Origin of the sequence: Halomonas sp. EF61, from assembly GCF_040147045.1 — a bacterium.
Lineage (GTDB): Bacteria > Pseudomonadota > Gammaproteobacteria > Pseudomonadales > Halomonadaceae > Halomonas > Halomonas litopenaei.
Genome location: NZ_JAMSHM010000001.1, coordinates 1322884 through 1337731, shown reverse-complemented (window position 1 = coordinate 1337731; position 14848 = coordinate 1322884). Strand labels below are relative to the sequence as shown.

The following is a 14848-nucleotide window of genomic DNA, read 5'->3' as shown; positions in this document are numbered from 1 at the left end:
GTCCCCGAACGCCACCTTCGAAGACCATCTGGGGGAACCAGGCAATGTCAGCGACCATCCTTGTCACCGGTGGAGCAGGTTTTATTGGCTCCCACAGCGTCGACCAGTTGCTATCGGAAGGACACCATGTGCGTGTCCTGGACAACTTTTCCAGTGGCAAGCGGCACAATCTGCCGGAGCATCCCCGCCTCGAGATAGTAACCGGTGATGTACGCAACCGGGCCGATGTGGAGCGTGCCATGGATGGCGTCGAGCGCTGTCTGCACCTCGCCGCTCAGGTGTCAGTGGCACGGTCCGTCAGCCACCCCGACGAGTCGGCTCAGCACAATGTCATGGGGACGCTACAAGTGCTCCACGCTGCCTGCCTGCATGGGCTGTCACGGGTGGTCTACGCCTCGTCTGCGGCGGTCTATGGCACCCCCGAATCCCTGCCGCTGAACGAGGGAGCAAGACTCCGTCCGCTGTCCCCTTACGGCCTCGAAAAGTGGATCAACGAGCGCTACGCCAGTCTCCAACACCAGCTCCACGGACTCTCATCGTTAGGTTTTCGCTACTTCAACGTCTATGGTCCGCGCCAGGACCCCCAGTCTCCCTACGCCGGTGTCATCGCGCTGTTCGTCGATGCCCTGCGTCACAACCACGCCCCCACGGTCTTTGGCGATGGCGGCCAGACCCGCGATTTCGTCTTCGTGGCAGACGTCGCGCGAATGAATGCCCGCGCGCTGTTCAGCGATCACCAGGGGGTCTGCAACCTTGCTTCAGGCAAGGCCTCGTCACTTCTGGAGCTGATTGCGGCTCTGAACACACTGCTGGAAAGCCAGCAGGTTCCCCGCTTTGCCCCCCCTCGCAGCGAGGATATTCGCCATTCCCTGGGCGCCACCGCTCGTCTGCATAAATGGTTCGGCCTTACGGAGCCGCGCTCGCTGGAAGACGGCCTGAAGGCCTTGATCGAGCACGACGCACGCTTGACTGCACAGGGGCCTCAGGAGGGCCAGATGGCATGAGCGGTACCCGAACTTCGGCTGGATTCCGCCATGCCTGTACCTGGGTGGCGGCTCTGGTCACGTCATTGCTGGGGCTGGCCGCCCAGGCAGACACCCAGCCCAGCGTCGCCTTCTACTACGAAGCCAGTCCACCCGTGGAACTGCTCGACCAGTTCGATTGGGTGGTGGTGGACGCCGACGCTGTCACCGAACGCGAACGCCGAGGTCTGGCGGCACGTGGCGCCGAGGTCTTCGCCTACCTGAGTGTGGGCGAGTGGGACGCCGGCTGGCCCACGGGCACCCAGGCCCCCCAGGCGGCGCTGGTCGGGAAGAACCCCGACTGGGACACCCGTATCGCCGACCTGAGCAACGAGGGCTGGCGTAACCATCTCCTGGACCAGCGTGTCGAGGTGCTGATCGATGCCGGCTACGATGGTCTTTTCCTGGATACCCTGGACAGCTACCGGCGGTTTGCGCCGGATGGCCCAGCCGCCCAGGCTCAGCAACTGGCACTGGTATCACTGATCGACGAGATCCATCGACGTCATCCGCACCTCAAACTGCTGCTCAACCGGGGCTTCGAGGTGCTCGACCAGGTCCATGACAAGATCGCCGGTGTCGCCGCCGAGTCCCTGTTCCGCGAATGGACACCTGCCACCGGCGTCTACGGTGGCGTCACACCCTCCCGTCAGCAGTGGCTTCAGCAGCAGTTCGAGCGTGTTCGTGGTTATGGTCTTCCGGCGATTGCCATCGACTATGTCCCCGCTGAGGACCGAGCACTGGCGCGTCAGACCGCTCGGCGCATCCTCGATGCCGGCGTGATTCCGTGGGTCACGACGCCCGGTCTCGACCAGATCGGCGTCGGCCTGATCGAGCCGATCCCCAGAAGGATCCTGATCTTCTATGACGCCGATACTGCCGAAAATGGCGACATCAGCAACCTGGATGCCTTTCGTTACCTGACGCCCATCCTCGACTACCTCGGCTACTCGGCAGAGTATCGAGACATCGGCACCCCTCCTCCCCCCGGTACCATGCATGGTCGCTACGCCGCCATCCTGAGCTGGTTTCCCTCCCCGCCAGAGCGCGACACGACCGTCTTTTCCTCCTGGCTGTCCTCCCAGGTCTCGTCGGGCGCTCGGCTGATCCTGATGGGCGATCAAGGGATCGACTTCTCTCAGGGACTGGGGCAGCAACTCGGCATCATCAACGTCGAAAGGATCGATGCCACCAGTCTGACGATTCACCACCACGATACGCTGGTCGGCTTCGAGGGCATGCCGGAAGGGCCAGGCATCTATCCCGCCGGCTATCGTCTGCTGACCGATACCAACACCGCCCACCTGATCCTGGCCGACCGCAACGGTATCGAACTGTCACCGGTGGTCACAGGGCCATGGGGCGGGGTGGCGCTGAGCCCCTGGCTGTTTCAGGAGGCAAGCGATAGCCAGCAACGCTGGATCCTCGATCCCTTTGCCTTCATTGCCAAGAGCCTCGGCATGGAGGATTTCCCGATCCCCGATGCCACCACGGAGAACGGCTCACGCCTGTGGCTTACCCATATCGACGGTGATGCCTTTATCAGCCGCGGTGAATGGCCTGGGGCTCCCTTCACCGGAGAAGTGATGCTCGACCGGATCCTCAAGCGCTACCAAGTGCCCACCACGGTCTCCATCATCGAGGGCGAATTCGGCGAAGGCGGCACCCATCCGGAACTGAGAACGCAACTGGAGCCCCTGGCGCGGGAAATCTTTGCCCTGCCCTGGGTCGAGATCGCCAGCCATACCTACAGCCACCCCTTCGACTGGCTCGATCTCAAGGAAGGCGAACTTGCCGGCCAAGGCCGAACGCCGGCGGGCTTTCCCTTCAATATGCCGCTGGACGGCTATCACTTCTCGCTGGAGCGTGAAGTCGCAGGCTCCACCGCCTATATCAATCGTGATCTCGCCCCCCCGGGCAAGAAGGTCACGACGATCCTGTGGAGTGGCGACGCCGTGCCGCCCGAGAAGGCCCTGGCGATCAGCGAACGCCTGGGACTGGCCAACCTCAACGGCGGCAACACCCATATCACTCGCGACAACCCCTCTCTGACCCAGGTATCGCCGATGCTCAGACCCATCGGACGCTACCTGCAGGTGCTTGCGCCCGAGATCAACGAAAACGTCTACACCGATCACATGACCACGCCCAAGTGGGGGTACCGGCGGGTACTCGAGACCTTCGAACTGACCGACCTGCCGCGGCGGCTGAAACCCATCAATATCTACTACCACTTCTACAGCGCGGCGTACCCCGCTTCGCTGCGCGCCCTGGAAGAGGTCTACGACGCCGTACAGGAGATGGACACCCTGCCGCTCTACGCCAGCACCTACAGCGACATCGCCACCCACTGGTACGACCTGGGCGTCGCCCGCCGACTGGACGGCGCCTGGCAGATTACCGGCGGCTCGAGCCTGCGCACCCTGCGCTTGCCCGCGTCCCTTGGCTGGCCTGACCTGGGGCGCTCCACCGGGGTCGTCAGCGTCACCGACATCGAGCAGGGGCGCTACCTGTCGCTGGACGGGCAACAGCGCCAGATCCTCTGGCTTGGTCAAGCATCCCCCCGACTGCCCCGCCTGCGTCGTGCCAATGGGCGAACGACGGCCTGGCACAGGGCCACGGATGGCGGCTTCTCGCTGACCCTGGAAGCCGAACAGGTCGCCCTTGAAGCCGAGCTGACCGGGCTCGGTCAGTGTCACGTGAAGGCACCCGGTGCTCGCCAGCGTCGCCATGGCGACAGCCTCGTGCTCGATTACTCGGCCCCCGGGCCCGCCACCATCGAGGTGTCCTGTGGATAAGTCGCGCGAGGCGCTGCTGCCGCCCTGGGCGTTCAGGTTACTGGTGCTTGGGCTGGTGCTGGTGCTGATCGGTTTCCAGCCAGCGCGACACCTGCTGTCCCAGGCCAGCATGAATGCCGAAAACGATCGCCACGCTGCCTTGTTGCTGGCCAAGGCACGCCTGGATGCGGACCCTCAGCGTCGGGACCTTCGCCTGGCTCTGGCCCGGCTTCAGCTCGAGGCGCAGCAACCCGGCGCCGCCGGCGAGACTCTGGCCCCCCTCGAGGGCGATACCGATCCCGAGGTCCAGTGGTGGTTGCTGGAACAGCGTTGGCAGGCCATCAATGCCCTGGAACCGGGCGACCCCCATGACGCGAACTTGCGCCGTCAGCTGGTCGAACGCTTCTACGACATCCATGCCTGGGCCGGCATCGATGGCCCGGGTGAGACCGATCCGCGCCTGTCGATCGAACGGTTGACGCTGATGGCACATCGCTGGCTGTCCCTCGAACACCCCTGGGAAGCCGCAGAATGCTTCGAGGCGCTGGCCCAGCGCGATCAGGATCGACGCTTTCACTGGCTAAGGGAAGCCGGACGCAGCTGGATGCAGGCGGGTTCACCGATACGCGCCTCATCCGCCTGGCACCGGGCCTGGCTGGCGCGAGATATGCGTGCCTCTGTGCTTGGCTGGCTCGACCTTGTCATCCCGCCGGCCCAGGCCGCGGACCAGATCGAAAGCCCTGACCGGCAAGTCGCCAGGCAATCCCTGGAGGCGGCATTCCAGAGCGACAGTCAGCAGGGCATGAACTACGCACGCCAGTATCTGGACGTCTATCCCAACGACGCGGAACTGCTTGACCTGGCCATTCGCCTGGCGCTGGCCGTCAATGACGTGGACCAGGCACTCGCCTGGGCCACCCGATTGCAGGCGCTGGATAAAGACGATCCCGAGCGCCTCGAACGACTGGCGGCGGTTGCCCTGGCGGCAGGCAAGCCAGAACTGGCGGTAGCGCCGCTACAGCGACTGAACGCCGCCGATCCGGCCGCCTACGCCCATCAGTTGGCCAATGCCCAACGCTGGTCAGGCGATACGCCCGGCGCTGTGGCAACCCTGGAAGCCCTGGCGACGTCACATCCGGATGCAGCGGCAGATCGCCAGCTGGTGGCCATGGCCCTGGCCGGCTACGACCGTGTTCGGGCCCGCGCCGCCCTCGAGCGCCTGAACGCAAGGGACGAGCTGACCGCCGTGGAGCGAGGCCAGTTCGTCGATGTGCTCAACGATCTCGGCGACCCCGACGCGGCCATTGCCCACCTGCGCCGCTGGGACCGCCAGGAACGCCTCTCTCTTCTGCTCAAGGTACGCCTGGCCACCCTGCTGGAGCAGACCGGAGCACTGGCCGACGCCGAGGCCCAGTGGGCGGCGCTGCGTCAGGCCTCCTCCTTCGATCACGATGAGGCGGCACGCCAGCAAGGCCGGCTGCTGCGGCGCCAGTGGCAACTGTCCGACGCCCTCGCGGTGCTGCCTGCCGATAGCCCCAGCACCTGGCAGCAACGCGCCGAACTGGGTTGGTCAGCAGGCCACGCCAAGGAAGTGATCGAGTCCTACCAGCAACTGGCCACCCGGCAACCGCTGAGCCGTCAGGAAAGCCTGCGTCTGCTCCACGCTGCCGTCATCGACGGCGACGCCGTGCTGGTGGAAACCCTGGCCATACAGCGCTGGCAGCGTTTCAAGGATACCGACGCCATCCTGGCGGGCTTTCATACCGCACAAGAACAGCGACGCCCCGACATCGCGCGCCGCTTGCTGACGCTCGCTCGCCAGGACCCCGAGCCTTTCGCCGACTCCCCCGCCTATTGGGGCCTGGTCGCCGACAGCGAACTGAAAAACCTCAATCCCCGGGATGCATTGACGGCGATTCGCAAAGGGCTGCGCCTGGCACCGGCCGATCCCAGTCTGAGGGCCGGCGAAATCTATGCCCTGACCATGCTCCAGCACCGAGAACTGCCACAGCGTCTGGCCGAGGCGGCCCCCCTGGCATCGACCAGCCAGCAACTGACTCTTGCAGTGGCCGGCGGCTACCAGTCCATCGGCGACACCCGCCGAGCACGGCTGTGGTATCGCCGCAGCGCTGAAGGCCCGGCTCCCGGGGCCGAGGTATTGATGGAAATCGCCGATACCTTCGACCAGTCCGGACATCCTGGGGTCGCGCTTGGACTACGCAGGCGAGCGGTGACCTTGCTGGCGCCTCGTCTTGCCAGCCAGCTGGAACCGGCGCACCGCCTGGACACCGCGATCCTGGGTCGACAGCTGGAAGGGCTGATCTGGTCGGCACCGCAGATCGGTACCGAGCCCGCCGCTGACTGGTATCAGGCGCTGGCGACTCATCTGCCCTTGCTGGATACAGACGCCACCACCAACGGCGTCCGCACTCTTGATCTGCTGGCGCTGCTGGGGTGGCAGGCGCGCTACCGCTATCTGTGGCTGCAGCGGCACCACCTGGGCCTGCCGACTCCCAGCTATCATCGTCTGAACGTCGCCATCGCCCAACTGGACCATGCCACCATTGGCCAGATGCTGGACGACCCCGACCTGCCCCTGGCACCCAGTGATCGACTGGCCGGCGCCATGGCCCTGGAGCGGCGTGGGGATGCCATGCAGCACGCCCTGCTCTCGCATCATCGCGGCGCCGATCGGAGCGGGGAAATCGTCAGTCTGGCGAGCAAGGTGCCGCAACGCGCCGGTATCGGCCATCGCTACCAGGAAATCGGCGAACTGGGCCTGGAGCACACCCAGGCTGCCTTCGAGCTCACCGGTGAACGCTGGGGCGCAGAGCTCGCCATCGGCCGGATTTCCCTGGACGAGGATGATGTCTCGCTCCCCCTGTCCGGCCACGACCTGGACGAGGAGCGGCTGGTGTCCGTGAGCGCGACCCATCGCGGAATTCGCTCCAGCACCCGACTCTCCGTGGGTAGCCGTGACAGCGACGCCGAAAACCATCTAGAGGCCCAGCTCAGCCATCGCTACAACCTCTCCAGCCACCTCAGCACACGCTTCAAGGCCGATTGGCAACAGCCATCCACGGCCAACGACAGGCTTCGCCTGCTGGCCACCGAAGACCGGCTGGGCATCGGCCTGGACTGGACGCCAACGCGGCGTGACAGACTCAGCCTGGATGCTCGCCATACCCGCTATCACGAGCGTTTCGATGAAAGTGGACTGGGTAGTGGCCGCTACTTCGAGTCCAGCTGGGAACACGCGCTGCTCCAGGGAGAGACTCGGCGCCTCGGCGTGCGTCTCTTCGCCACCCACGAGAGCCAGGACCCCGATGGTCGCCTGCCAGGTGTGCTTGCCGACCGCCTTGCTGCAGGCGTCGATTCCGACGCCCTGTTCAACGATGACGCCAGTGTGCTCGGGCTCGGTCTCAGCCTGTCTCGTGGCGCCCCTGGCGCTCCCTACCCCCAGGTAGCCTCCCCGCGCTGGCAACTGGACCTGTCCGGCGGCCATCGCTGGCCCGGCGGCGAGCTGGCGGGCAGTGCCTCGCTGATGGTCGGTACACGGGTGTTCGGAAGTGACGAACTGTCCCTGGAGGCCGGGTTCGACCACGGGACCGGTGCCGATGAAAGCACCCGGCTGAATGCCTCCCTGAACTACCAGTACTTTTTCGGGCCTTGAGCGCCCAGTTTACCAAGGAGTTTTCCATGACGATGCGTTCCTGGCTGTTCCCTCTCGTGCTCACGCTGACCTTGTCCGCCTGCGCTTCCACCACCCACGTACAGACGACGACGCCTCTGAATGCCAGCGCCGGCTGGGCACTGGCACCGCTGTCCAACCACTCGGAGACGCCCCTGGCCGGCGAGCGGGCCCAGGGCACCCTGCTGACCCTGCTGCACCGCCACGGCGTCATGCCTCTACGAGAAGTGCCTCACAGCGGCCCGGTCAATCCCCTGGCGCTGGACAATGGCGCCGACCGCCAGGCAGCGCTCGGCTGGGCCCAGCAGCAGGAGCTGGCCTATGTGGTCACCGGTGCCATCGACGAATGGCACTACAAGACAGGGCTGGACGGCGAACCCGCCGTGGGCATCAGCCTCCAGGTGCGCGACGCCAATACGGGGGAGCTTCTATGGAGTGCCAGTGGCAGCCGCGGTGGCTGGGGGTTCACCACCTTGAGCGGTATTTCCAGCGACCTGCTGGCCGAGCTGGTCGACGCCCTGCCCCTGGCCAGGTGAGCGACTCATGAGCACGCCTTTGATCGACCACGAACCACTGACACCCATCGACGGCACTCCGGTGAGCGGCCTCGATGATCTTTATGTCAGACCGCCGGGCCACCTTCGGCGCATGATCGAGACGCTGTTGATGACGGTGATCTTCGCCGCCCTGGGGCAGCTGCTGATGATGAAGGCAACGCCGATGCTGTCGCCAGGAGTGCCCTGGTGGCTGCTGGTAGCGCCTCTGTTGTGTGGGCTGCGCTACGGCAGCGGCTACGGCACTCTGGCTGCCGTCGTCGGCAGCGCAACGGCCTTCTGGGGGCCGACACTGCTGTCCACCCAGCCACCAGGCGCCCTGGCATTCGCGGGGGCACCGCCACTGGTCACCGCCTTCGGGCTGGCGCTGGTCGGGCTGGTCAGTGGCGAGATGTGCTCGCGCCTGCGCCGCCGTCTCGATCAAATGCACACCCTGTGTCGGCTACAGCTCCATCGTCACAGGGCGTTTCTGCGTCACTACCACGTGCTGCGCGTCTCCCATGACCAGTTGACCGAGCGGCTGGCTGCGGCCCCCTTCACGCTACGTGACACCCTGATTCAACTGGAACGCGACTTCGCCGAAGGCTCTGGCACACCATCTGCGGCTGCCGAGGATCAAGGGCTGCAGCAGATCGCCAGCGAGCTTGTGACCTTTATCGCCCTGCATAGTCGGGTGCAGCGCGCTGCGCTGATTCAAGTGGCCGACGGCAAGCCGTCGTCGACACCTCTGGCCTGGCTGGGCAGTCCCGGGGAGCTGGACCTGGAGCATCCGATGATCCAGGCGTGTCTCGAGCGTGGTCAGCTCGTTTCCCTGCGTGATGTCGTCACCGCTTCCTTGGATGCGCCGGTGGCGGTGATCCCGCTGATCGACCTGGATGAGCGTATTCATGCCCTGTTACTGGTCCTGGACCTGCCTTTCATCGATATGGATGAAGGCCAGATGCAGCTACTGGCGATCATCGGCGCAAGTCTCGGCGAGATGATCGCTCGCCGCTGCCTGCCCGCCCCCAGCCTGGCCCGCAGCCTGGAACAGTGGATCAGGCACGCCCGTCATCAGCGCCTGCCCTCATTGATTGTCGCACTCGACCTGCCCCCCACGCTGGCCCCACGCCTGCCCGAGATCGTGCAGCACTTCGATGGCCGTCGCCGTAGCATCGACGAGGCCTGGCCGCTGGCTCTGCCCGACGGGCACCATCGACTGCTGATCCTGATGCCTTTGGCGGGTCCAGAGGCTGGACGCGCACTGCAACAACGACTGTCAGCCGTGCTCAAGGCGTATCTCGATGACGCCACGATGGTGGACCCGTTGAACTGGAAGAGCTGGTCCATCGATGGCTCCCGCTCCAGCAGCGACCTGCTCGACGCGCTGTGGCCACGAGGTACCCCGCATGCCGTGGCCTAGACCGTTGCCGACCATGGCCACCCTGATTGGTCTGAGCGCCCAGGCATTGGCGCTGTCCCTCTGGCTGGCTCCGGGAAGTGTCGCGGCGACACTGCCCGAAGGACTGATCGGATCGCCCATCGCGCAGGGGTTCCTGTTGCACTGCGGCGGCGCCCTGGCATTGTCTTTCGGCCTTCGCCGCCTGGGCCAACCCGGTGACTGGCGCTATTTCACCACAACCACAGCCGCACTACCGGTGGTGGGAGGGCTAGGCCTGCTGCTGACGTCGGTTATCGTACTGCTGCCTCGGCAGGACGACCGTCAGCCAGCGTGGCGCCGGCACCCCATGCCACCACTGCCCGACAGCCCGGTAACACCACCGGACGAAAGCGGCCAGGCGCTGCGAGAAGGACTCGCCAGCGTACTGGCGCAGAGTCGGGACAGCCACCTGCGCCAGGAGGCCCTGCTACAGAGCCAGCACCTGCCCATGCGCACCGCCATCTCGCTGATGCGGCGAGGTCTGGCCGACGATGCCGACGATATTCGACTGCTCGGCTACTCGATGCTCAACCGCCTCGAAAGCCAGCTCGAACAGCGGATTGCGCACCTGCACCAGGTCATCGACAAAGAGGGGGACACTACGGGCCGAGCCCATGAGGCATTGGCCTGCCTGTACGCCGAGTACGCCTATCTGGAGCTCGCCCAGGGAAGCGCCTGCGAACTGATGCTCAAGCAGGCACTGGACAGCCTCGACCATGCCATCGACCGCGCCCCCAGCCCCGAACGGTGGCGCCAACGCGCCAGGCTGGGACTGCTCCAGAGACGTCCGCAGCAGGCGCGCATCGACCTCGGCAAGGCCGCCAAACAGGGCATGCCCACCCTGTCCATGACCACGTTGTCGGCAGAGCTTGCCTATCTGGAACGCAACACTGTCGGCTTGCGTGAAGCGCTGACAACACTCGACGACCATCGTCATGTTCCGCCGCGCCTGCAATCACTTCGGGAGTTCTGGCAATGACCTTCCCTCGACTTTCCGCTACCGACGATCCCGCCGACGTGGTGTTGCTGCTCGAAGGGACCTATCCCATGGTACGGGGTGGCGTGGCGGGCTGGCTCGACCAGTTGATCCGTGGCCTGCCACGGTATCGCTTTGCCGTGGTGTTTCTCGGCAGCCGCCCCGAGGACTACGACGGTCTGAAGTATGAGCTGGCCGAAAATGTGGTGCATCTCGAGTGCCACTATCTGATGGGCTCGACGCTCACACGATCGGGCCGCCGCCCCGGCGGCTGCCCGAGAGCCTTCGAACGCTCCCGTGCGCTGCACGACCGACTCGGCCAGCGCGGCCTGGATATCGACGAGGCCCTGGCAGAGGTCGCCGCCCTGGTGGGACAAGGGTCGGGACTGAGCCGCAACGACTTCGAGGAAAGTCAGCTGGCCTGGGACGAGATCGTCGAACGCTACACCTCCTGCTACGACGAGACGTCCTTCCTCGACTACTTCTGGTCAGTACGCAACATGCACTCGCCCTTGTTCATGCTGGCCGACCTGGCCAACCGCCTCCCCCGCGGTCGCTGCCTGCACGCCATCTCTACCGGCTATGCGGGTTTTCTCGGCGCCCTGGCACGCCACCAGACGGGCACACCACTGATGGTTACCGAGCACGGCATCTACACCAAGGAACGCCACATCGACCTGCTGGAGGCAGACTGGATTCATGCCCCGGCAGATCCGTTGAGCCATGGTCTCAAGGCCGAGAGTGGTTACCTGAGACGCCTGTGGATCCGCTTCTTCCACAGTCTGGGGCGCATGACCTATCAGGCCGCCAGCGATATCACCACCCTGTACGACGGCAATCGTCGCCGACAGCTCAACGACGGTGCACCGGCAACCCGCTCCCGAGTGATCCCCAACGGCATTCGCATCGAACGCTTTCGCCCGCTGCGAGAGGCCACCCAGGCCAATATCCGACCGGTGATGGTGCTGCTCGGGCGGGTGACACCAATCAAGGACATCAAGACCTTCCTGCGGGCCACCCGCCAGCTCCAGCTCCAATTGCCGGAGCTGGAGGCCTGGGTGGTGGGTCCGGACGATGAGGACCCGCTGTACGCCCAGGAATGCCGCGACCTTGCCGAACAGCTCAAGCTCGGCGAAAACCTGCGGTTTCTCGGTTTCCAGAAGACCGAAGACATCCTCGCCCAGGCACGCCTGGTGGTGCTGACCTCAATTAGCGAAGCGCAGCCGCTGGTGGTACTGGAGGCCCTCGCCGCCGGAGTCCCCGTGGTGACTACCGACGTCGGCGCCTGTCGCGAAATGGTGCTGGGAGATGGATCCCCCGAACAGGCCGCAGGCCAGGTGGTACCGATCGCCAACCCACAGGCCACCGCGGCAGCGGCGGCTGCGCTGCTGAAGGATCCGGCTGCCTGGCAGGCGGCGCGGGAGGTGGGTATCGAAAGGGTCGAACAGCACTACACGGAAAAACTGATGCTCGAGCGCTACGCCGAGCGCTACCAGGTGGCCATGCAGGATGCCATGGCCGACAGCGAGGAGCCGGCCTGCGCAACAGCGCGACATGGGCAAAACATTGACGCTTGAGCGCTACCGGGTGGCCAGGACAGCGGCACGACTTTCAATTGAGGGGTAATCATGGCGGGTATCGGTTTCGAATTGCGGCGGCTGCTCAGGCAGGACAGCTATCTTGGTCTGTTGCGCGCCTACGGCTACGCCGCCCTGATCGGCTCAGGCCCCTGGGTGATATCGATTCTGGCGGTGATGACGCTGGGCATCCTGGCGGCCGCGGGCCAGGGCGACTCCCCGGTGTATATCACCGATTTTCTGGTCTCGGTGACCTGGCTGGTGGCCGGCTCGCTGATCTTTACCGGGCCACTGCAACTGACCTTCACTCGCTTTACCGCAGACCGGCTATACGAAGGCCGTGACGACGAGGTGCTGCCCAGCCTCAAGGCGGTGCTGACCCTGACCACCGTCGCCTCGCTGCTGGCTGCGATCACCATCGCCTCGACCCTGGCCGATGCCAGCCCGCTGGCCTATCGCGTACTGATGGTCATGGGCTTCGTGCTGCTGTGCAACCTATGGTGCGTGGCCGTCTTTGTCGCCGGGGTCAAGCACTACCGGCAGGTGCTGGCGGCCTTCGCCCTCGGCTATGCGACCACGCTCGGCCTCGGCCTATGCTGGCAAGGCCTTGGCATCACCGGTCTACTCGGTGCCTTCGTCATCGGACAGGCATTGCTGCTGTTCGTGCTGCTGGCCATGGTAACCCGCCACTACCCCAGCCAGCGGCCCTGGTCGCTGACCTTGCTGATCCACGGTCAGTGGCAACCAAAGCTGGTGGCGATCGGGCTGTTCTACAACCTGGGCGTATGGATCGACAAGCTGGCGTTCTGGTTCCACCCCGCCACCTCGGTGCCGATGATCCCCCCCCTGCGCGCGGCCCCGCTGTACGACCTGCCGCTGTTCCTGGCCTATCTGTCCATCGTGCCCGGCATGGCGATCTTCCTGATGCGCATCGAGACAGACTTTGCGCTGAACAGCCAGCACTACGACCAGGCCATTCGCAGCGGCCGCTCGCTGGAAGAAATAGAGTCCTGGCGCCGGGCCATGGTGATCAGCGTGCGACGCGGCATATATGACATCATCAAGGTTCAGGGCGTCACCGTGGCGGCCCTGCTGCTGGCGGGTCCGCACCTGCTCGAGGCGCTCGGTTTCTCGGACTGGAACCTGCCCATCTTCAACCTGCTGCTGGTCGCGGTCGCCATTCAGGTGCTGTTCCTGGCGATTCTCAACGTACTGTTCTATCTCGACCGGCTGACACCAGCCCTGTGGCTATGCGTCGCCTTCTGCGCCAGCAATCTGGGCTTTACCCTGATCACCCAGCACCTGGGGCCCGACTACTACGGCTACGGCTATGCCCTGTCCCTGCTGCTGGTCGCCGTCATCGGCCTGTTGCGCCTGGACCGGGAATTCCAGCGTCTGACCTTCCATACCTTTATGCGTCGGCGCTGAAACCGGGTATCCGGTCGGTCGACAAACACTGAAAAAGTGAGTGCTCGCAAACACCCGAGAGCCCACGGAAACGGCCAGAAAGGAAGAGAGGAAGGCGAGGGGCCAGGTCAACCGCGAGAGGACGCCAGCAGCCGATCCAGGCCAGCGAGGGTGGCCTCCAGCGCACCCCGGTGGGTGTCGATGACACCTTGCCCGGCCTCGCTCAGCCGCTTGCGCTGTTCTGCATCCTCGAGCAGCGCGGCGACACGCTCGACCAGCTCGTCGGCGTCGGCGATCTCGACTAGCGCGCCGGCGTCTCTCAGCAGCTGGGCCACGTCCTCGAAATTGTCGAGATGCGGGCCGGTCACCACCGGCACACCCATCAGCGCGGGTTCGAGCAGATTGTGGCCGCCGATGGGCACCAGACTGCCGCCGACGAAGGCCAGGTCCGCAGTGCCGTAGAGCGCCTGCAGCTCCCCCATGCTGTCGCCAAGATAGATCTCTGCCCTGGCGCTGGGGACGCGCCCCCGGGAGCGCCTGACGGTCTCGAAGCCGGCCTCCTGGCACAGCCTGGCGACCTCCTCGAAGCGCTGCGGATGGCGCGGCACCAGCACCAGCAGGATATCGGGAAAGCGCGCCTGTAGGCGTCGCTGGACCCCGAGCAGCAGCTCATCCTCACCGGGATGGGTGGACCCGGCGACCCAGATCGGGCGATGGCCGATGGCTGCGTGCAAGCGCTCACTCACCCTCAGGGATGCATCATCAAGGGCCATGTCGAACTTCATCGATCCGACGACCTGGATGTGGTCGGACGCCATGCCCAGTTCGACGAAACGCTCGGCATCCTCACCGGACTTGGCCGCCAGCCAGTCGACACAGGCCAGCGACTCGGCCATCAGCGGGCGCAGGCGCCGATAGCCACGAAAGGCACGGGGCGACAGGCGGCCATTGACCACCGCCACCGGGATACCCCGCCTGGCGCAGGCTCTCAGCAGGTTCGGCCACAGCTCGGTCTCGAAGAAGATCGCCTGGCGAGGGGCCAGACGCTGGACAAAGCGGCGCGCGGCGCCGGGAAAGTCGAGCGCCACGAAGACATGGCTCAGGGGAGCGGCCGCCTCCGCCTCGGGAACGTCGTCCACCAGCGAGAGCACTCGTTCGGCACCGGTGGCGGTCATGGTGCTGACCACCAGTCGGTGATCAGGATGGCGCAGGCGCAGGGCGCGTATCAGCGGGCGTGCCGCCACCACCTCGCCCACCGAGGCGCAGTGCAGCCATAGCCGCGGACGCTCGTCGGCGAAGGGCCGCAGACAGCCCATCCGCTCGCCACGAGCGCGATCCGGCAGCTGTTCGCGCCAGACCCGTCGCCAGATCAGCGGCGACAGCAGCCCGATGGCACCTGAATAGGCGAGCCGTGGCCAGCTCAC

At 65.4% G+C, this 14848-nt stretch carries 9 protein-coding genes; 8 read left to right on the top strand and 1 reads right to left on the bottom strand.

The genetic code is table 11. The features are described 5' to 3' along the window. Positions 1-44: 44 nt before the first annotated feature. Genes NFI08_RS05785 through pelG form a run of 8 tightly spaced genes read left to right on the top strand, consistent with a single transcriptional unit; the run spans position 45 to position 13445 of the window. Complete coding sequence (locus tag NFI08_RS05785; protein ID WP_349587924.1) at positions 45-1004, top strand: NAD-dependent epimerase/dehydratase family protein; 960 nt, start codon at positions 45-47, stop codon at positions 1002-1004. After that, on the top strand, positions 1001-3820 hold the full coding sequence (locus NFI08_RS05780) for a bifunctional glycoside hydrolase/polysaccharide deacetylase family protein (RefSeq protein ID WP_349587921.1): 2820 nt from the start codon (positions 1001-1003) through the stop codon (positions 3818-3820). The genes NFI08_RS05785 and NFI08_RS05780 overlap by 4 nt, the downstream gene beginning before the upstream one ends. Further along, positions 3813-7472, top strand: a complete 3660-nt coding sequence (locus tag NFI08_RS05775) for a tetratricopeptide repeat protein (RefSeq protein WP_349587918.1) — start codon at positions 3813-3815, stop codon at positions 7470-7472. The genes NFI08_RS05780 and NFI08_RS05775 overlap by 8 nt, the downstream gene beginning before the upstream one ends. Positions 7473-7498: 26 nt before the next feature. Then, on the top strand, positions 7499-8026 hold the full coding sequence (locus tag NFI08_RS05770) for a hypothetical protein (RefSeq protein WP_108449602.1): 528 nt from the start codon (positions 7499-7501) through the stop codon (positions 8024-8026). Positions 8027-8033: 7 nt separating this feature from the next. Next, positions 8034-9446 (top strand): PelD GGDEF domain-containing protein, encoded by a 1413-nt coding sequence (locus tag NFI08_RS05765; protein WP_349587915.1) that lies wholly within the window; start codon positions 8034-8036, stop codon positions 9444-9446. Continuing rightward, positions 9433-10443, top strand: coding sequence for a tetratricopeptide repeat protein (locus tag NFI08_RS05760; protein ID WP_349587912.1), 1011 nt, complete (start codon positions 9433-9435; stop codon positions 10441-10443). The genes NFI08_RS05765 and NFI08_RS05760 overlap by 14 nt, the downstream gene beginning before the upstream one ends. Then, positions 10440-12017, top strand: coding sequence for a GT4 family glycosyltransferase PelF (gene pelF / locus NFI08_RS05755; RefSeq protein WP_349587910.1), 1578 nt, complete (start codon positions 10440-10442; stop codon positions 12015-12017). The genes NFI08_RS05760 and pelF overlap by 4 nt, the downstream gene beginning before the upstream one ends. Before the next feature lie 51 nt (positions 12018-12068). Then, positions 12069-13445, top strand: a complete 1377-nt coding sequence (gene pelG, locus NFI08_RS05750; RefSeq protein ID WP_349587907.1) for an exopolysaccharide Pel transporter PelG — start codon at positions 12069-12071, stop codon at positions 13443-13445. Between the two features lie 107 nt (positions 13446-13552). Here the strand turns inward: pelG and waaA are convergent, their stop codons facing one another. Then, the gene (gene waaA, locus NFI08_RS05745; protein ID WP_349587904.1) at positions 13553-14848 is read right to left on the bottom strand and encodes a lipid IV(A) 3-deoxy-D-manno-octulosonic acid transferase; all 1296 of its coding nucleotides are present in this window, start codon (positions 14846-14848) and stop codon (positions 13553-13555) included.